This is a genomic window from Lysobacter sp. Root76, assembly GCF_001428685.1.
Lineage (GTDB): Bacteria > Pseudomonadota > Gammaproteobacteria > Xanthomonadales > Xanthomonadaceae > Lysobacter.
In genome coordinates this window covers 228437-247903 of the sequence record NZ_LMIK01000006.1, presented here as the reverse complement: position 1 = coordinate 247903, position 19467 = coordinate 228437, and the positions used below count along the sequence as shown (strand labels likewise).

The following is a 19467-nucleotide window of genomic DNA, read 5'->3' as shown; positions in this document are numbered from 1 at the left end:
CGGCGGCGCGCTCCACGGCGTGCCCGCTCCACAAACGAAAACGCCACCCGGAGGTGGCGTTCTCGATTGCACGATGCGGACCCGGATCAGCTTTCCGGGTTCGCCGCCTCGCCCGCACTGTCGCCCGCCGTGGCGGCCGGCGGCAGCGCTTCGCTCTCGACATCCTCGTCCAGCGAGGCGTCCACGCGCTCGATGGTCTGCAGGGTCTCGTCGTCGGCCAGGCGCATCAGGGTCACGCCCTGGGTGTTGCGGCCGACCTGCGAGATTTCCGCCGCACGCGTGCGCACCAGGGTGCCGCCGTCGGAAATCAGCAGCACTTCGTGGTGGTCGCTGAGCTGGATCGCGCCGACCAGCGCGCCGTTGCGGTCGGTGGTCTTGAGCGCGATCACGCCCTGGGTGCCGCGGCCCTTGCACGGGTACTCGTCGACCGGGGTGCGCTTGCCGTAGCCGCGCTGGCTGGCGGTCAGGATGTCGCCGTCGCCGTCGACCACGATCATGCTGACCACCATCTCGCCCGGCGCCAGCTTGATGCCGCGCACGCCGCGGCTGTTGCGGCCGGTCGAACGCACGCCGCCCTTGCCGCGCTTGGACTTGTCGGCGCCGCCTTCGCTCTCGCCCGCGGCTTCGACGTCGGTATCGGCAACATCTTCGGCGCCGTCCGCCTCGACCGACTCGTCGATCACGTCCGCTTCGTCCTCGCGGCCGCTCTCGGCGAAGCGCACGGCCTTGCCGTTGCTCGCGAACAGCATGACCTCGCGCTGGCCGTCGGTCAGCGCCACGTCGACCAGGGCGTCGCCCTCGTCGAGGTTGATCGCGATCTTGCCGCGCGCCAGACGGAACGCGAACTCGGTCAGCGGGGTTTTCTTGACCATGCCCTTGCGGGTGGCGAAGAACACGAAATGCTCGTCGTCGTAGGCGCGCACCGGCAGCACGGCCTGGACCTGCTCGCCGGATTCCAGCGCCAGCCAGTTGATGATCGGACGGCCGCGCGCATTCGGGCCGGCGTCCGGCAACTGGTGCACCGGCAGCCAGAACACCCGGCCGGTGCTGGTGAAGGTCAGCAGGGTATCGTGGGTATTGACCAGCCACAGCTTGTCGATGAAGTCCTCGTCCTTGGTCGCGGCCGCATTGCGGCCCTTGCCGCCGCGCTTCTGGGCGCGGTAGGCGCTGACCGGCTGGCGCTTGGCGTAGCCCGAATGCGACAGCGTGACCACCACGTCTTCCGGGGCGATCAGGTCGAGGATGTCGAGGTCTTCTTCGCTGGCGCGGATCTCGCTGCGACGGGCGTCGCCGAACTCTTCCTTGAGGTTGAGCAGTTCGGTGCGGATCACCTCGAGCAGCACGTCGGGGTTCTCAAGAATTTCGATCAGGCCGCGGATGGTTTCCAGCAGCAGCTTGTATTCCTCGGTGAGCTTTTCCTGCTCCAGGCCGGTCAGGCGGTGCAGGCGCATCTCCAGGATCTGGCTGGCCTGGATCTCGGTGAGCCGGTAACGGCCGTCGTGCAGGCCGAACTCGAACGCCAGGTCTTCCGGCCGCGAGGCCTCGGCGCCGGCCGCGCCGAGCAGCGCGCCGACCAGGCCCGGTTCCCAGATCTTGGCGAGCATGCGCTCGCGCGCCTCGTTCGGATTGGCCGAGGTCTTGATCAGCTCGATCATCTCGTCGATGTTGGCGAGCGCGACCGTCAGGCCTTCCAGGACGTGCGCGCGCTGACGCGCCTTGCGCAGATCGAAGATGGTGCGGCGGGTCACCACTTCGCGGCGGTGACGGATGAAGGCTTCGAGGATCTGCTTGAGGTTCAGCAACTGCGGGCGGCCGTCGACCAGCGCCACCATGTTGATGCCGAACACCGACTCCATCTGGGTCTGCTGATAGAGGTTGTTGAGCACCACTTCGGCCGACTCGCCGCGCTTGATCTCGATGAAGATGCGCATGCCGTCCTTGTCGGACTCGTCGCGCAGCTCGCTGATGCCTTCGAGCTTCTTCTCCTTGACCAGCTCGGCGATCTTCTCGATCAGCCGCGCCTTGTTGACCTGGTACGGGATCTCGGTGACCGCGATCGCCTCGCGGCCGGTGTCCTCGTTGACCTCGATCTCGGCGCGCGCGCGCATGCGCACGCGGCCGCGGCCGGTGCGGTAGGCGTTGATGATGCCGGCGGTGCCGTTGATGATGCCCGCGGTCGGGAAGTCCGGGCCGGGGATGTATTCCATCAGTCCGTCGACGTCCAGTTCCGGCTCGTTGATCAGCGCGATGGTCGCGTTGATCACTTCCGACAGGTTGTGCGGCGGAATGTTGGTCGCCATGCCCACGGCGATACCGGCCGAGCCGTTGATGAGCAGGTTCGGCACCCGGGTCGGCATGACCGTGGGTTCGAGTTCCTTTTCGTCGTAGTTGGGCTGGAAGTCGACGGTTTCCTTGTCGATGTCCGCCATCAGCTCGTGGGTGAGCTTGGCCATGCGCGATTCGGTGTAACGCATCGCCGCGGCGGAGTCGCCGTCGACCGAACCGAAGTTGCCCTGGCCGTCGACCAGCAGATAACGCAGCGAGAACGGCTGGGCCATGCGCACCAGCGTGTCGTAGACCGACTGATCGCCGTGCGGGTGGTACTTACCGATCACGTCGCCGACGATACGCGCCGACTTGAAGTGGGGCTTGTTGCTGTGCGCGCCGAGTTCGCTCATCGCGTACAGGACGCGGCGGTGCACCGGCTTGAGACCATCGCGGACGTCGGGTAGCGCGCGCCCCACGATCACGCTCATGGCGTAGTCGAGGTAGCTGCGGCGCATCTCGTCTTCGAGATTGACCTGGATGATTTCCTTGGCGAGTTCGGCCATCAGGGTTCCGTGCTGAGCGGTTGTGCTAGGCGCCCCGGACGGCCGCAAAAACCTGCCCGTGCGGGCCTGTTCTGCAGCTCGCTCTGGGCGGCATCAAAAGGACAGGAAATCTTATCACAAAACCGGGTTTCACGGCAGCCCGATTCCCACGCAGAAACAAGCACTTGCGGGCTATTTTCAGGCTTGCGAGCGGGCCGCGCCGGCGGCCCGCCGGATCAACCCGGGAAGGCGGCGCGCATGGCCTGCGGATCCGGGCGCTCGATTACCCCGCGCTCGGTGACGATGGCGTCGATCAGATCGTGCGGGGTGACGTCGAATACCGGGTTCCAGGCGCCGACCTGCTCGGCCGCGGTACGCACTCCGCCGACGCCGAACAGCTCGCCCGGATCGCGTTCCTCGATCTCGATCGAATCGCCCGAGGGCGTGGCCATGTCGACCGTGGACGAAGGCGCGGCGACCATGAACCTGACGCCGTGGTGGCGCGCGGCGATGGCCAGCTGGTAGGTGCCGATCTTGTTGGCGGTGTCGCCGTTGGCGCAGATGCGATCGGCGCCGACGATCACCCACTGCACGCGTCCGCTCTTCATCAGGTGCGAGGCGGCGGCGTCGGCGATCAGGGTCGGGGCGATGCCGTCCTGCTGCAGCTCCCACACGGTCAGGCGCGCGCCCTGCAGCCAGGGCCGGGTCTCGCCGGCGTAGACCTGGTCGATGCGGCCCTGGGCGACGCCGGCGCGGATCACGCCCAGCGCGGTGCCGAAGCCGGCGGTGGCCAGCGAGCCGGTGTTGCAGTGGGTCAGCACGCCGCTGCCGGGGACGATCAGGGCCGCGCCCAGCGCGCCCATGCGGCGGTTCGCGGCCAGGTCCTCGTCGGCGATGGCCTGGGCTTCGGCCGCGATCACGGCGCGCCAGTCGGCGCCCGCGGCGGCGAGCGTGCGGCGCATGCGCGCCAGCGCCCAGGCCAGGTTGACCGCGGTCGGGCGCGCGGCGTTGAGGCGCTGCAGCGCCGGTTCCAGCAAGGCCAGCGCAGCCGCGCCGTCGTCGGCCTGGATGTCGCGCGCCGCCAGGACCGCGCCCCAGGCCGCGGCGATGCCGATCGCCGGCGCGCCGCGCACGGTCAGGGCATGGATCGCGGCCGCGACCGCGTCGCTGTCCTCGCAACGCACGTATTCGACATGGAACGGCAGCCGGCGCTGGTCCAACAGTTCCAGGGCGTCGCCGGTCCAGCGGATCGGGCGGATGCGGTCGTAGCGGTCGAAATCGATATCGTTCATGCGCACAGTTTATCGCAGCGGGCCCCTGCCCTGGCCGCGCCGTGGACGCGGGCGCTAGCTGCGGATGCGCCGCAAAGAAAACGGGCCCCGCGTCGCCGCGGGGCCCGATGCCGGTTCGTTCCTGGCCGACGCGATCAGCGTACGCTGAACTCGCCGCGGCAGCCTGCCTGGACCCAGATCCCGTTCGGATCCCAGCCCCAGGTCTGGCCTTCGATGCAGGCGCCCTTGGACATCTGGCGGATCAGGCGCGCACCGTCGCGGATGCTGGTGTTGCAGCGGCGGATGCGGCCCTTGCGGCCGTCGTTGGATTCGCAGACCAGGCTGCGCCACTGGTTGTAGCCGCCGCCGTTCCAGCCGCCACCGCCGTTCCAGTTACCGCCGCCGCGGCCGCTGGAGAACTCGCCGCGGCAGCCGTTGCTGACCCACACGCTACCGCGCTGCGAACCCCAGCTCTGGCCTTCGATGCAGGGCGACTTCGACATCTGCCGCACCAGGCGCGCGCGGTTGCCGCCGATGGCGCAGGTGCGGGTACGGCCGTCGTCGGACTCGCAGACCACACTGTCGCTGTTGCCGCCGCCGTTCCAGCCGCCACCGCCGTTCCAGTTGCCGCCACCGCCGCCGCGGCCGAGCTCGAACTCGGCGCGGCAGCCGTTGCTGACCCAGACGCCGTCGCGGTCGTAGCCCCAGGTATTGCCCTGGATGCATTGCGACTTGGAGAACTGGCGCACCAGACGCACGCCGCCGCGGGTGTCGGCATCGCAATGACGGTTGCGGCCGTCGTCGGATTCGCAGCGGATGGTCTGCTGGCCGCCGTAGTAATCGGAATCGTACTGCGGCGCGGCTTGCGCGACCGCGCTGACGCCCAGCACCAGGGCGAAACTGGAAACGATGCGTACGAACATGTCCGTCACTCCTTGTCAGTTGACTGCAACTCTATCCACGTCCGCTTAACGCAAGCTCAAGATTTTCGATGCTGCACCGCATCGAACCGGCTGCGTTTAGCTGCGGCTTAACGTGATCCGGCGGGCCAGGCCGGACGGACACGCAAAGTATGCCTTGAGCGTGCGTCATCGACCGGTGACAGGCACGCAAAGCATGAGACGGCCGGCCGCGGGGATCAACCGCCGCGCGGCACGTCGACTTCGAACTCGGCGCGGCAGCCGTCCTCGACCCAGATGCCGTTGCCGTCGAAACCCCAGGTGCGGCCTTCCACGCATTGCGAGCGCGAGAGTTGCTTGTGCATGCGCACGCCGGCACCGGTCTCGACCGCGCAGCGCTGGGCCAGGCTCTTGATCGATTCGCACAACACCAGTTTGCCGCGCGGTGCGGCGACGACGGGTTCGGCCGCGGCGCCGGACAGCTCCTGGAATTCGCCGCGGCAGCCGCCGGACACCCAAAGGCCCTGGCCGTCGACGCCCCAGTTCTGATCGCGGATGCACGGACGCTTGGACAATTGGCGCACCAATTGCAGGCCGTTTGCGCTCTCGGCGCGGCAGTGGTTCCAGCGCCCGCCCTTGGATTCGCAACGCAGCACGCGATCGCCGGAGCGGCTGTCGGGGCTGCTGCCGCCCTGGCCGAGCAAGAAGTCGGCGCTGCAGCCGCGCGCGACCCAGACACCGCTGCGGGTGACGCCCCAGCTCTTGCCTTCGGCGCATTCGCTGCCGGACAGGCGCCGCACCAGGCGCACGCCGCCGCTGGTGTCGGCCGGGCATTGGCGCGGCGATTCGCTGTCGGATTCGCAACGCAGCACGCGGTCGCCGTACAGCCGTTCGCCGCCGGCCTGAGCCATGGCCGCGCCCGCGCTGGCCGCAAGGGCCAACGCCAACGACAGTGCCGCGGCTGAACGTGTGCGCATTGCGATCTCCCCCGAGCGATACGCGATCACTCTACCCCGCGCACCTGAATGGTCAATCAAAAGATCCTGCGACTGTCGCGCCGCGCGCTCTGCGTTCAGGCTTGTCATGCGCGCGCGAAATCGAAAGCCAGGACATCGGCGATGCGCGGCGCGCCGAGCATCGCCATGAGCAGGCGGTCGACGCCGAGCGCGACGCCCGCGCAATCGGGAAACCCATTGCCCAGCGCGGCCAGCAGCGCCTCGTCGCGCGGCGGCGCGGGCGCGCCTCGTTGCGCGCGCAGGTTCGCGTCGCGCTGGAAACGCGCGCCCTGCTCGTCCGCATCGGCGAGCTCGTGGTAGCCGTTGGCCAGTTCCAGCGGCCCCAGATAAAGCTCGAAACGTTCGGCCACCGGCGGGTCGTCGGCGCGCACGCGCGCGAGCGCGCACTGCGAGGCCGGGTAGTCGTAGATCGCGAGCAGGCGGTCGGGCGCGAACCCGGGCTGCAGGCGGTGGGTCATCAGCAGGTCCAGCCAGTCGTCGCGGGTCAGGCCGTCGGGGTCGATCACCACATCGCCCAGGGCCGCACGCAGTTCCGATTCGTCGGCCGACGCCGGGTCCAGGCCCAGGCGCTGGCGGTACAGCTCGCCATAGGCCACGCGTTCCAGCGTGGCCGCACGCCCGACCAGGGCCAGCGCGGCCTGCACCAGCTCGGCGGTTTCGGCGATCAGGCGCCGATGGTCGTAGCCGAGCCGGTACCACTCCAGCATGGTGAATTCCGGGTTGTGGCGGCCGCCGGCTTCGCCGTCGCGGAACACCCGTCCGAGCTCGTAGCAGTCGCCGAAGCCGGCCGCGAGCAGGCGCTTGAGCGGGTATTCGGGCGAGGTGCGCAGCCAGCGCGTGCGCGGCGCGCCGTCGGTGCGGCCGCCGAACTGCAGCGAGAACGAGGCGATGTTGGGATCGGTGTTGCCGGCCATCGACAACACTGGGGTCTCGACTTCGACGACGCCGCGCTGGGCGAAGAAATCGCGTATGCGGGCGTTGAGCGCGGCGCGCAGGCGCAGCGTTTCGAAGCGGGCCGACGGCCGCCAATCGTACGGAAGACCGGTGCTCACGCGGGGCGCCGACCGTGCTGCGCCAGGAACGCGAGCAACTGCGCCTCGTCCCAGATCGGCACGCCCAGTTCCTGGGCCTTGTCGAGCTTGGAGCCGGCGGCCTCGCCGGCGACGACGAAGCTGGTCTTCTTCGACACGCTGCCCGCCACCTTGGCGCCGAGCGCCTCCAGATCGGCCTTGGCCTCGTCGCGCGACAAGGCGGTCAGGGTGCCGGTGAGCACGGCGGTCTGGCCGTCGAGCGGGCCGACCGCCGCGTCCGTATCGTCCGGCAAGCGGCGCTGCAGTTCCGCCAGCGCCTTGCCGACGCGCTGCAGCAGGTCCGCGTTGTCGGCGGCGTCGCGCCAGTGGGCGAAGGCCTGCGCGCTGTCGGCCGGCAGGCCGGCGGTCACGTAGGCGTGTTCGGGCGCGGCCGCCAGCTTGGCCGCATCGGCGAACGCGGCGGCGAGCTGGTCGGCGCGGATGCGGGTGACCTTGGGAATTTCCATGTCGACCAGCAGGGTCGCCAGGTTGAGATCCGGGCCGAGCTTGGGCGAAGGTCCGTGCGCGTCGGTAATGTTCACGCCGCGCTCGAGCAGATCGTCGATCACCTGCTGATTGCCCGGCTGGTCGAAGAAATGGCCCAGCGAGCGCGCCACTTCGCCGCCGATGTCCGGCACGCGCTTGAACAGGGGCCAGGGCAGATGGCGGATCAAGGCCAGATCGCCGAACCAGACCGCCAAGGCCTTGGCGGTGCTCTCGCCGACGTGCTGGATGCCGAGTGCGAACAGGAAGCGTTCGAGCGTGGTGGCGCGGCTGCGATCGATGGCCTCGATCAGGTTGTCGGCCCATTTGGTCGCGACCTTGCCGGCCTTGACCGTCTCGGGGGTGGTGCCGTCGCGTTCGTCCGCGCGCCGCTTCATCTCGAGCAGGTCGTCCAGCCCGAGTTTGTACAGATCCGCCACCGACTTCACGTAGCCCAGGTCGGACAGGACCTCGACATAGCGCTCGCCCAGGCCCTCGATGTCCATGGCCCGACGCGAGGCGAAATGGATGATCGCCTCCTTGCGCTGGGCGGGACAGATCAGCTCGCCCGAGCAGCGCCAGACCACCTCGCCTTCCTCGCGCACCAGTTCCGAACCGCATTGCGGACAGGCCTCGGGCATGGACCAGGGCCGGGTGCCGGGCGGACGCTGTTCGACCACCACGCGCACCACTTCCGGAATCACGTCGCCGGCGCGGCGCACGATCACGGTGTCGCCGGCGCGCACGTCCAGGCGCGCGATCTGGTCGGCGTTGTGCAGGGTCGCGCGGGTCACGACCACGCCGCCCACCTGTACCGGCGCCATCAGCGCCCATGGCGTGACCGCGCCGGTGCGGCCGACGTTGACCTCGATCGATTCGACCGTGGTCGACTGCTCCTGGGCCGGAAACTTGTGCGCGATCGCCCAGCGCGGCGCGCGCGAGACGAAGCCCATCTCGCGCTGGCCGGCGTAGTCGTCGAGCTTGTAGACCACGCCGTCGATGTCGAACGGCAGCGCGTGGCGCTTTTCGCCGATGCGGCGGTAATAGCCGAGCAGGCCCTGGGTTCCGGCGACCACGTCGCTTTCGCCGCTGACCGGGAAACCCCATTCGCGCAGCTTGGCCAGGGTCGCCGAATGGGTGGGCGGCAGTTCGTAGCCTTCGACCACGCCGACCGCGTAGGCGTAGAACGCCAGCGGCCGCTGCGCGGTGATGCGCGGATCGAGCTGGCGCAGCGAGCCGGCGGCGCCGTTGCGCGGATTGGCCAGAACCTTGCCGCCATCGTTGAGCGCGCGTTCGTTGTAGGCCTTGAACGCGGCCAGCGGCATGTAGACCTCGCCGCGCACTTCCAGCGTCTGGGGCCAGTCCTTGCCGCGCAGCTTCATCGGGATCGCCTTGATCGTGCGCAGATTGGCGGTGACTTCCTCGCCGGTGGCGCCGTCGCCGCGGGTCGCGCCCTGGACGAAGCGGCCGCCTTCGTAGCGCAGGCTGATCGCCAGGCCGTCGAGTTTGGGCTCGACCGAGAAGGTGGGCGAGCTGCGTTCCAGGCGTTCTTCGATGCGGCGTTCGAAATCGGCCACTTCCTCGTCGCTGAAGGCATTGCCTAGCGACAGCATGGGGATCGCGTGGCGGACTTCGGCGAAGGCCGAGGACGGCGCGTTGCCGACGCGCTGGGTCGGCGAATCGGGGGTGCGCAGGTCCGGGTGCGCGGCTTCGAGCTCGTCGAGTTCGCGCAGCATGCGGTCGTACTCGGCGTCGGGGATCGCCGGGTCGTCGAGCACGTGGTAGCGGTAGTTGGCGTCTTCGAGCTGCTGACGCAGTGCGGCGGCGCGTTGCGCGGCTTTGGCGGAGTCGGTCATCGCGGGCGGTCCAAGGCGCTGCGGTCGCAGCGCGATGGCGCCATTTTGAACGCTTTGGAGGATTCTGGGGACGGTGCGCAGGCACACGAGGCGAATCTGCGCCAGCCCGCTGCATGGCACGAACGCGAAGGCCGCCTTGGGGTAGGAGCGGCGTAAGCCGCGACCTGCGCGGTAGCCGAAGGGGCGTGGTCGCGGCTTACGCCGCTCCTACAAAGGTCCGTGCCTGTTAACCCGTGTCCCGTCGGCTCCGATACGTTGCCTTGGGGTAGGAGCGGCGTGAGCCGCGACTTGCGCGGTGGCCGAAGGGGCGTGGTCGCGGCTTACGCCGCTCCTACAACGGCCCATGCCTGGTCAACCGTGTCCCGTCGGCTCCGATGCGTTGCCTTGGGGTAGGAGCGGCGTGAGCCGCGACCTGCGCGGTAGCCGAAGGGGCGTGGTCGCGGCTTACGCCGCTCCTACAACGGCCCATGCCTGGTCAACCGTGTCCCGTCGGTTCGATACGTTGCCCTGGGGTAGGAGCGGCGTGAGCCGCGACTTGCGCGGTAGCCGAAGGGGCGTGGTCGCGGCTTACGCCGCTCCTACAACGGCCCATGCCTGGTCAACCGTGTCCCGTCGGCTTCGATGCGTTGCCTTGGGGTAGGAGCGGCGTGAGCCGCGACCTGCGCGGTAGCCGAAGGGGCGTGGTCGCGGCTTACGCCGCTCCTACAACGGTCCGTGTCTGCATAACCCGTGTCCCGATGGCTCCGATGCGTTGCCTTGGGGTAGGAGCGGCGTGAGCCGCGACCTGCGCAATGGCCGAAGGGGCGTGGTCGCGGCTTACGCCGCTCCTACCCGAAAGCAGGCAACGGTGTGGGTCGCGATTGCGTAGCGAACCGGCGGCCTATGCCCTTACCAGCGCCTGCGCCTTATCGGCGCGTATGCCTTACCAGCGCGTAGGCCGCGTCAGCGGCGGCGCTTCGCGTTGGCGGTCGTAGGCGCGCAGTTCGTCGCGCAGGTGGGCGATGCGCTGGCGGCCTAGCGCGTTGCGCTGCTCGTCCAGGACCACGCCGTCTAGCAGTTCGGCCATGCGCTGCGCGGTCGGCAGCATGGTTTCCCAGGCGTCGAGCGCGGGCACCGGCGCCGGCAGAGTCAGGAAGAACGCGATCGCCGGGGTTTCCAGGGCCTGGATCTGGGCCATGTCGAAACTGCCGGGTTTCATGATGTTGGCGACGCTGAACACTGGGCCGCGCTCGGGGTGGTTTTCGACCAGGCGGTGGAACACGCCCATGTGGCCGTAGACCAGGCCGGCCTTCTCGGCCGCGACCACGATGTCCGGGCCGTGCAGCTTGGCGCCGGCGCGCGCGGCCAGGTACAGGGTCACGATCTTGTCGAATTCCTCGGTGGCGCGGCGGCCGAGTTCGCTGCCGGCGCCGCCGCCTTCGAGGGTACGGTCGAACATGTCCAGCTCGGCCTGGCGGGTGCTCTCGCCGGTAGCGGCCTCGGCATCGCCCCCGATCAGTTCGCCCAGGGTCGGTTCGCGGCGTCCGGTCTCGCCCTTGCCCGGCTCGCCGGCGTTCTCGCGCGCCAGTCGCTTGCCCTGCCCGGGCTTGCGCGGACGGCCGAAGAACACGATCGCGCCGATCAGTATCAAGCCGGCGATCAGGATGCCGATCCGCAGCAGGGTCACTTCGGACATCGATTGCTCCTTTGAATGCGGAGATTCGGGATTCGGGATTCGGGATTCGTCGAAGCACCTGCGCCGACTTTCGATTCCCTACCCGATCCCGCCTCCTAAGTTAACTGCAAAAAGCAGTTGCGATGCGACATCACGAGCCGGGCAGCTCTTGCCAATCCCGAATCTCGAATCACTAATCCCGGCGCGGCCGCTTAGGCCGCGCCCGCAAGACGCGTCGCTTCGGCCAGATCCACCGAGACCAGGCGGCTCACGCCCGGCTCGCGCATGGTGACGCCCGACAGCTGTTGCGCGGCTTCCATCGTCGCCTTGTTGTGGCTCACGAACAGGAACTGTACCTGTTCGCTCATCTCGCTGACCATCGCCGTGAAGCGGCCGACGTTGGCTTCGTCCAGCGGCGCGTCGACCTCGTCGAGCAGACAGAACGGCGCCGGATTGAGGCGGAAGATCGCGAACACCAGCGCCACCGCGGTCATCGCCTTCTCGCCGCCGGACAGCAGCGAGATGTTCGACACGCGCTTGCCGGGCGGACGCGCCATGATCGCCACGCCGGTGTCGAGCAGGTCTTCGCCGGTGAGTTCGAGATAGGCGTGACCGCCGCCGAACAGGCGCGGGTACAGCTCCTGCACGCCGGAGTTGACCCGGTCGAAGGTGTCCTTGAAGCGGCCGCGGGTCTCGCGGTCGATCTTGCGGATCGCGTCTTCGAGGGTTTCCAGGGCGGTGGTGAGGTCGGTGTACTGCGCGTCCAGGTAATCCTTGCGGGTCGCGGCCTCGGCGTGCTCGGCGATGGCGGCCAGGTTGACCGGTTCGAGCCGGCGCAGCTTGCCGTCCAGTTCGGAGACGGTGCGCTCCCAGACCTGCGGCTGCATGTCGTCGGTCAAGGTGTTGACCACGTCTTCGAGCACGAAGCCGGCTTCAGCGATGGCCGCCGACAGGGTTTCGGCCTTGAGCACCAGCGCCTGCTGTTCCAGGCGGCGCTGGCCGATGGCCTCGCGCTGCTGCAGGGCCTGCTCGTCGCGCTGGTGGCGGGTCTGCTCGAAGCGGCGCAGATCGTTGTCGATGCCGTCGAGCTGGCTGCGCGCGCTGGCCAGGGTCTGCTCGGCGAGCACGCGCTGCTCCAGCGCGACCTGGCGCTGGGTTTCCAGCGATTGCACCGGCTGGTCGCCTTCGGCCAGCTGCGCGGCGAGTTCGCCCAGGCGGCTGTCGAGCTGGCCGCGCTGGCCGCCCATGCGGTCCAGGGCCTGCGACAGGCCGACGATCTGGGTGCGCTGCGCTTCCAGGGTCAGGGCCAGGGCGTGCGCGGTGTCGCGGGATTCGCGCGCGGCGTTGCGGGCGGCATCGCGCGCGTCGCTGAGGCTGCGGCGCTCGGACTCCAGCGCCAGGCGCGAGTCTTCGAGTTCGCCCATGCGCTCGACCGCGGCTTCCTGGCGGGCGCGCGCATCGCGGGCCTGCTCGCGGCTGCTGTCGAGGGTGATGATCAGTTGTTCGAGCTCAGCTTCGATCTTCTCGATCCGGCCGCGCGCCGAATCCAGGCGGCCCTGCTGGCTCTGCAGCTGGCCGGCGAGTTCAGACACGCTGCGGTGGGCCATGTACAGGCCGCGCTGGGCGTCTTCGCGCTGCTGTTCGGCGGCCAGGGTGCGGTCGCGCAGCTGCACCAGCAGCGATTCGAGTTCGCGCTCGCGGTTCAACAAGCTGTCGATGTCGCCGCGCAGGCTCTGGATTTCGCGTTCGCGCAGCAGCGCGCCCTGCTGGGCGTCGCCGGAACGCAGCACCCGCACCCAGCCTTCGCCGTAGCGCTCGCCGCTGCGGGTGATGACCGAGTCGCCTTCGCCCAGCGAAGGCAGCAGCGCGCGCGCCGCGGCCAGGTCCTCGGCGGTGTGCAGGCGCGCGAGCAGGCGCCGGATCGCGCGCGGGCCACGCACCTTGGCGGCCAGCGAGGTCGCCGGGTAGACGCTGTCGTCGGCCTCGGGCGAGACCAGGCTGAGGCGGCCGTCGCCGAGTTCGCCGATCGCGTCGACCAGGGTTTCCGGAGCATCGACCAGCACGCCTTCGATGAGCTGGCCGAGCGCGCTTTCGACCGCGTTCTCCCAGCCGGCGTCCACGTCCAGGCGTTCGCCGACGCGGGCGGCGCTGTCCAGTCCGCGCGCGCGCAGCCAGTTCACGGCCGCGCCCTGCTCCTGGCCCAGCGCGGCGTGCTGCAGGGTCTCCAGCGACGACAGGCGGCCGCGCGCGGCCTGGGCCTGCTTGCGTACCTCGGCCAGTTCGGACTGGGTGCCGCGTTGCTGCTCCTGCAGTTCGGTGACGCTGCCCTTGCGGGTTTCCAGTTCGTGGGTCAGGCCTTCCAGCGATTCCTTCTGGACGTCGTGCTGGGCCTGGATCTGCTCGAAGGCGGCGGCCAGCGCGGCCAGGTCCAGGCCGGTGCGTTCGTTCGACAGCAGCTCGCGGCGGCGGTCGGCATCCAGGCTTTGACGGTCCAGGCCTTCGATGCGGGTGCGCTCGACATCGGCGGCGCGCGCGGCTTCGGCTTGCTCGCGGCTGTGCGCGTCCCAGCGTTGCTGCCACTCGTTGAGCTTGGTCTCGGTGTCGCGCAGCGCCTCCTGGCGCGCTTCGTCGCTGTCGCGCAGGGCTTCCAGGCGCGGCTCGGCGTCCTCGACCGCGGCGCGCAGGGCGTCCAGACGATCCTGGTCGCTGCCGATGTGGCTGCCCAGTTCGGCCAGCTGCGCGGCGGCTTCGTCGCGGGCGCGCTGCAGGCGGGTGGTCATTTCGCGCTGGTGCTGGATCTGCTGTTCGATCCGCGCCAGCGCGCCGCCGACTTCGTAGCTGGCGGCCTGGGCCTTGTTCAAGGCCTCGGCGGCTTCCTCGCGGCGGACGCGGCCGGTCTCGAGCTCGCGCTCGGCCTCGCGCTGTTCGGCGATCAGCTGCTGCAGGCGGGTTTCCTGCTGCGACAGCTTCTCGCGCTGCGATTGCAGCTTCTGGTCGAGGGCGCGGTGCTCCAGCGCCTTCCACTCGGCGTCCTTGACCCGGCGCTCGGCCTGGATCGCCTGGTACTGCTCGGCCTGGCGGGCCTGACGGCGCAGGTGTTCGAGCTGCTTGCCGACTTCCTCGCGCAGGTCGTTGAGGCGGTCGAGGTTTTCGCGGGTGTGGCGGATGCGGGTCTCGGTCTCGCGGCGGCGCTCCTTGTACTTGGAGATGCCGGCGGCTTCTTCGAGGTAGACGCGCAGTTCCTCGGGCTTGGCCTCGATGATCTGGCTGATCATGCCCTGTTCGATGATCGAGTAGCTGCGCGGGCCCAGGCCGGTGCCGAGGAACAGATCGGTGATGTCGCGGCGCCGGCACTTGCCGCCGTTGAGGTAGTACTGGCTGGTGCCGTCGCGGCTGACGGTGCGCTTGACCGAGATCTCGTTGAACGCGGCGAATTCGCCGGTGATGGTGTGGTCGGAGTTGTCGAAGATCAGCTCGACCATCGCCTGCGACACCGGCTTGCGCGCCGAGGAGCCGGCGAAGATCACGTCGGTCAGCGAGTCGCCGCGCAGGCGGCTGGCCGAGCTCTCGCCCATCACCCAGCGCACCGCGTCGATGATGTTGGACTTGCCGCAGCCGTTGGGACCGACCACGCCGGTCATGTTGGTGGGCAGGTGCAACGTGGTCGGATCGACGAAGGACTTGAAACCGGAGAGCTTGATCGTGGACAGACGCATGCGGCGGGGTTGCCTCTGGCGCGCCCGCAGGCGCCGCCGTAGATACCAAGGAAGATGAAGTAGTTCGTCTAAATTACTGATTATTCTAGACGATATACGGCGAAAACGCCGCACAGCCTCGTGAGTATAACGGGCCTGCGGCGGCCTCGCCGAGCCATCGCCGGGCCGGCAAGGCCCCGGATCGGCAAAGCCATCCAGCACTCCCGCTGCTGCGATCCGCAACGGCGGTCATGCTATTGATGACGCCGCGGACCCGGACGCGGTCCGCGACCGTCCGCAACGCAAGGTAGCCAGGCCGATGAGCCGACCCCGCGCCCAACGCCGCAAGAAGGAACCCGGCGACAGCCCGACCATGGCCGACCTGGCCAAGCTGGCCGGGGTCTCGGCGATCACGGTCTCGCGCGCGCTGCGCGACAGCCCCCTGGTCAATCCCGAGACTCGCGCCCAGATCAAGGCCCTGGCCGAGACCCAGGGCTACATGTTCAACATCTCCGCGCGCAATCTGCGCCTGCGCCGCAGCATGACCGTGGCGGTGGTGGTCGAGATGACCCCGACCATCGAGCGCCAGATGTCCGGGCCCTACCCGCTGGACCTGCTGGGCGGCATCAGCCAGGAGCTGACCTCGTCCGGCTACGCCGTGCTGCTGACCTCGCTGCAGGGCGGCGGCCTGCCCAGCGTGCAGGCCGCCGACGGGGTGATCCTGCTCGGCCAGGGCGCGCACGAGGATGCGATGCACCAGGTCGAGCGCTGGGGCCGGCCGATGGTGGTCTGGGGCGCGGTCAGCCGGCACGAATCGCAGGTGGTGGTCGGCAGCGACAACCAGCGCGGCGGCGCCCTCGCCGCGGAACGTTTCCTGGCCTTGGGCCGGCGCCGGCCGGTGTTCCTCGGCGATCCGGCCCACGGCGAGTTCGCCGAGCGCCTGGACGGCTACAGCCGCGCCCTCGCCCGCCACGGCCTGACCCCGCTCACGCCGCCGGTGCCGGCCCTGACCGTCAGCGCCGGCGCGGCCGCGGTGCACGGCCTGCTCGACGAGCATCCGCAGTTCGACGCCCTGTTCGCGGCCAGCGACCTGCTCGCGATCGGCGCGATCCGGGCCCTGATCGAGCGCGGCCGGCGCGTGCCCGAGGACGTGTCGGTGATCGGCTACGACGACACCCCGCTGGGCGCGACCTACCTGCCGCCGCTGACCTCGGTGCACCAGAACTTCACCGACGCCGGGGTGCTGCTGGCGCGCAAGATCCTGGCCCTGATCGAGGGCCAGCCGGCGGAATCGGAAATCCTCGCCACCAACCTGGTGGTGCGGGTGACTTGAGCCGCTCGGGTACGGCGCTACTAGGAGCGGCGCTATGAAAAGTTGCGCAGTGAACAGCGGCGCAGCGGCGTGCTGCGGCGCAGCGCGAATGAAGCGGCCGCGGTCGCCGCGCACGGCATCGGCCTAGTCTCGCGAGTCGGCTGCGCGGCAATCCCCAATCCGCTTGAAATCAAGCGCTTGGCCGGCGTCGCCGCGCGAATCGCATAACTGAACCCGCGGCCTTCCGCTGTCGCTCGCCGATCCCTTCCTGCAATTTGTTATCGATAACTTGACATCGATAACAATGCGCCTCTAGCGTCCGCCTCCAGCCGCCGACCGGCGGTCCAGCAAGCAGGCCAGCGACGCGTGACCGATCCGAATTCTTCCGCTCTCCCCGACCAAGAGCTCGATGCCGACCGCGGCTGGCGCCTGCGCCAGGACCGTTACGAACCGCAGCGCCGGCAGCGCGATTCGACCCTGTTCGCGCTCGCCAACGGCTCGCTGGGTGTGCGCGGCGGCTTCGAGGAAGGCCGCGGCGACGGCGACGGCTGCTATCTGGCCGCGGTCTACGAACAGAACCCGATCCACTACCACGAGCGCTTCCGCGGCTTCGCCCTGAGCACCGACACCCGGGTGCCGGTCGCCGACGGCAAGCGCATCGAAATCTGGCTTGGCCAGGAACGCCTGGACCCGGACAGCGCCGAGGTGCTCGCCTTCGAACGCGAACTCGACCTGCACACGGGCGCGCTGCGCCGGCGCATGCGTCTGCGCAGCGCCAACGGCGCGACCGTCGAGATCCACGCCGAACGCGTGGTGCCGCTGAACGTGCACCCCGGCGGCTGCGACCTGCTCGCGATCCGCTACCGGGTCGCCTCGATCGACTACAGCGGGCCGATCGCGCTGGTCTCGGCGATCGAAAGCGGCCATCGGGCTGCGGTCCAGGGCGACGATCCGCGCATCGGCGTGTCCGGCAGCGAGGGCCTGCTCGGCAACGGCGCGCGCGCCGACGCCGTGCAGGCCCGCTACGGCCAGCGCACCCATCGCGGCACCGGCGCGGTCCTGTGCGGCCAGCGCCATCGCCTGCCGCAGGCCGCGGCCGCACTGCACTTCAGCGCGGCCGAAGCCGACGACGCCCGCGCCGCGCAACGCTACGAAGCGCAGCTGACGCCCGGCACCGGCGTCGTGCTGGAAAAGTTCGTCGCCTACGCCAGCGCCGCCGAGGCCGCGGGCCTGGACGCGCGCGTCGACACCGCGCTGGCCGCGGCCGTCGATGCGGGCTACGAGGCCCTGGCCGCGCTGCAGGCCGGGGCGATGGCGGAGTTCTGGCGCGACGCCGAGCTGTCCATCGACGGCGATCCGCAGGCCGAGCTCGCGCTGCGCTTCAACCTGTTCCACCTGTGGCAGTCGGCCGGCCGCGACGGCGTGTCCGGCACCGCCGCCAAGGGCCTGACCGGCGAAGGCTACGAAGGCCATTGCTTCTGGGACACCGAAGCCTTCGTGCTGCCGGTGATGGCCTACACCGCGCCGGAAGTGGCGCGGGCGATGCTGCAGTCGCGCCACGGCATGCTCGCCGCCGCGCGGGCGCATGCGCGCGAGATGAACCACCCGGCCGGCGCGCTGTACCCCTGGCGCACCATAGCCGGCGGCGAATGCTCGGCGCACTACCCCTCCGGCTCGGCCGCGTACCACATCAACGCCGCCATCGCCTACGCGATCGGCCTGTACTTCGACGCCAGCGACGACGTCGGCTTCCTGCTTGACGGCGGCGCCGAGATGCTGTTCGAGACCGCGCGCATCTGGCCGCAGATCGGCCACTTCAATCCGCGCCGCGGCGGCGCGTTCTGCATCCATGAAGTCACCGGGCCGGACGAATACACGGCCATGGTCGACAACAACTACTACACCAACCGCATGGCCCAGCAGCATCTGCGGCGCGCGGTCGCGGTGTGGCGGCGCCTGCAGGCCGATCGCCCGGCTGAGGCCGCCGCGCTGGCCGCGCGCCTGGCCCTGGACGCGGACGAAGTCGCGATCTGGGAGCGCGCCGCCGAGGCGATGTACCTGCCCTACGACGAGCGCCTGGGCGTGTACGCGCAGGACGACGGTTTCCTGGACAAGCCGCGCTGGCCGTTCCCGCCGCGCCAGGGCGAGCACCGGCCGCTGCTGCTGGACTACCACCCGCTCACGCTCTACCGCTACCAGGTCTGCAAGCAGGCCGACGTGGTGATGGCGCTGGTGCTGGCCGGCGCGGACATCGACCGCGCGCGCAAGCGCCGCAGCTACGACTACTACGAGGCGGTGACCACCCACGACTCGACCCTGTCGGCGTCGATGTTCGGCATCCTCGCCAGCGAAGTCGGCCTGGCCGACCGGGCGCTGGCCTATTTCGACGCCAGCCTGTGCGTCGACCTGGACGATCTGCACGGCAACACCGACCACGGCGTACATATGGCGGCGATGGCCGGCAGCTGGCTGGCGCTGACCCAGGGCTTCGCCGGGCTGCGCACGATCGAGGGCGAGCTGCATTTCGCCCCCACCCTGCCGGCGCGCTGGAACGGCTACGGCTTCGGCCTGCGCTGGCGCGGGCGCGAGCTGCACGTCGGCGTCGAGGGCGCGCAGGTGCGCTATCGGCTGATCGAAGGCGAACCGCTGGAAATCGTGCATGCCGGGCAGCGCCTGCTGCTGACCACGCAGGCTGCGCAGGAGGTCGCGCTGGCGGTCGCCGCCGATGCCGCGCCGGCTGTTTTCCCGCGTCCGGCGCAGGCCCTGATCTTCGACCTCGACGGCGTGCTCACCGACACCGCCCACACCCATTACCTGGCCTGGAAGCGCCTGGCCGACGAGATCGGCGTGCCCTTCGACGAGACCGTGAACCTGCGCCTGAAGGGCGTGGACCGCGAGGCCTCGCTGGCGATCATCCTGGAGCGCGCGACGCGTCCGTTCGACGCCGCCGAGCGCCACGCCCTGGCCGAACGCAAGAACGGCTACTACCGCGCCGCGATCGAACAGGTCGGGCCGCAGGACCTGTTCGCGGGCGCGGCCGCCCTGCTCGACGCGGCACGCGCACGCGGGCTCAAGCTCGGCCTGGCCTCGGCCAGCAAGAACGCGGCGCTGCTGGTGCAGCGCCTGGGCATCGCCGAGCGCTTCGACTGGATCGCCGACGCCGCGACCATCGCCCGCGCCAAGCCCGACCCCGAGATTTTCCTGAGCGTGGCCCAGGCGCTGGGCGTGGCGCCGGAGCGCTGCATCGGCATCGAGGACGCCGCCGCCGGCATCGTCGCGATCCGCGCCGCCGGCATGGCCGCGGTCGGGATCGGCGACCCGTCCGCGCTGCCGGGCGCGGACGCGCACCTGCCGAACATCGCCGCCTTCGACCTGGACGCTTTCGTATCGCGCTGAACCTT

Annotated in this window: 10 protein-coding genes; 2 read left to right on the top strand and 8 right to left on the bottom strand. The window is 69.8% G+C overall.

The annotated features are described in order from the left end of the window. Positions 1–86: 86 nt before the first annotated feature. The 8 genes from gyrA to smc all read right to left on the bottom strand — a co-directional run bounded on the left by gyrA (position 87) and on the right by smc (position 14775). On the bottom strand, positions 87–2831 hold the full coding sequence (gene gyrA / locus ASE10_RS13075) for a DNA gyrase subunit A (protein WP_056305380.1): 2745 nt from the start codon (positions 2829–2831) through the stop codon (positions 87–89). Between the two features lie 215 nt (positions 2832–3046). Further along, a complete protein-coding gene (mtnA, locus tag ASE10_RS13070) occupies positions 3047–4102 on the bottom strand; it encodes an S-methyl-5-thioribose-1-phosphate isomerase (protein WP_056102422.1) in 1056 nt (351 codons plus the stop codon). Between the two features lie 134 nt (positions 4103–4236). Further along, a complete protein-coding gene (locus ASE10_RS13065; protein WP_056305379.1) occupies positions 4237–5004 on the bottom strand; it encodes a DUF3011 domain-containing protein in 768 nt (255 codons plus the stop codon). Positions 5005–5219: 215 nt separating this feature from the next. Beyond that, a complete protein-coding gene (locus ASE10_RS13060) occupies positions 5220–5957 on the bottom strand; it encodes a DUF3011 domain-containing protein (protein ID WP_162255279.1) in 738 nt (245 codons plus the stop codon). Positions 5958–6061: 104 nt separating this feature from the next. Beyond that, positions 6062–7048 carry an EF-P lysine aminoacylase EpmA gene (gene epmA / locus ASE10_RS13055; RefSeq protein WP_056305375.1) on the bottom strand — a complete coding sequence of 329 codons (987 nt, stop codon included), beginning with the start codon at positions 7046–7048 and terminating at the stop codon, positions 6062–6064. Beyond that, positions 7045–9405, bottom strand: coding sequence for an NAD-dependent DNA ligase LigA (gene ligA, locus ASE10_RS13050; protein ID WP_056305373.1), 2361 nt, complete (start codon positions 9403–9405; stop codon positions 7045–7047). Before ligA ends, epmA begins: the two co-directional genes overlap by 4 nt. A gap of 922 nt (positions 9406–10327) precedes the next feature. Beyond that, positions 10328–11080 (bottom strand): cell division protein ZipA, encoded by a 753-nt coding sequence (zipA, locus tag ASE10_RS13045; RefSeq protein ID WP_056305372.1) that lies wholly within the window; start codon positions 11078–11080, stop codon positions 10328–10330. Between the two features lie 191 nt (positions 11081–11271). Beyond that, positions 11272–14775 carry a chromosome segregation protein SMC gene (smc, locus tag ASE10_RS13040; protein ID WP_056305370.1) on the bottom strand — a complete coding sequence of 1168 codons (3504 nt, stop codon included), beginning with the start codon at positions 14773–14775 and terminating at the stop codon, positions 11272–11274. A gap of 298 nt (positions 14776–15073) precedes the next feature. Here smc and ASE10_RS13035 point away from each other — a divergent pair, with 298 nt between their 5' ends. Together ASE10_RS13035 and pgmB are read left to right on the top strand one after the other, a co-directional pair. Further along, positions 15074–16087, top strand: coding sequence for a LacI family DNA-binding transcriptional regulator (locus ASE10_RS13035; RefSeq protein WP_055906458.1), 1014 nt, complete (start codon positions 15074–15076; stop codon positions 16085–16087). Positions 16088–16432: 345 nt separating this feature from the next. Further along, on the top strand, positions 16433–19462 hold the full coding sequence (pgmB, locus tag ASE10_RS13030; protein WP_056305369.1) for a beta-phosphoglucomutase: 3030 nt from the start codon (positions 16433–16435) through the stop codon (positions 19460–19462). The last annotated feature ends 5 nt before the right edge of the window (positions 19463–19467 follow it).

What these genes read in the sequence shown, in the direction of transcription:
- ASE10_RS13065 (WP_056305379.1), bottom strand. Translation starts at nt 5,004, where the DNA reads ATGTTCGTACGCATCGTTTCCAGTTTCGCCCTGGTGCTGGGCGTCAGC.
- ASE10_RS13035 (WP_055906458.1), top strand. Translation starts at nt 15,074, where the DNA reads ATGAGCCGACCCCGCGCCCAACGCCGCAAGAAGGAACCCGGCGACAGC.
- zipA (WP_056305372.1), bottom strand. Translation starts at nt 11,080, where the DNA reads ATGTCCGAAGTGACCCTGCTGCGGATCGGCATCCTGATCGCCGGCTTG.
- smc (WP_056305370.1), bottom strand. Translation starts at nt 14,775, where the DNA reads ATGCGTCTGTCCACGATCAAGCTCTCCGGTTTCAAGTCCTTCGTCGAT.
- ligA (WP_056305373.1), bottom strand. Translation starts at nt 9,405, where the DNA reads ATGACCGACTCCGCCAAAGCCGCGCAACGCGCCGCCGCACTGCGTCAG.
- mtnA (WP_056102422.1), bottom strand. Translation starts at nt 4,102, where the DNA reads ATGAACGATATCGATTTCGACCGCTACGACCGCATCCGCCCGATCCGC.
- ASE10_RS13060 (WP_162255279.1), bottom strand. Translation starts at nt 5,957, where the DNA reads ATGCGCACACGTTCAGCCGCGGCACTGTCGTTGGCGTTGGCCCTTGCG.
- gyrA (WP_056305380.1), bottom strand. Translation starts at nt 2,831, where the DNA reads ATGGCCGAACTCGCCAAGGAAATCATCCAGGTCAATCTCGAAGACGAG.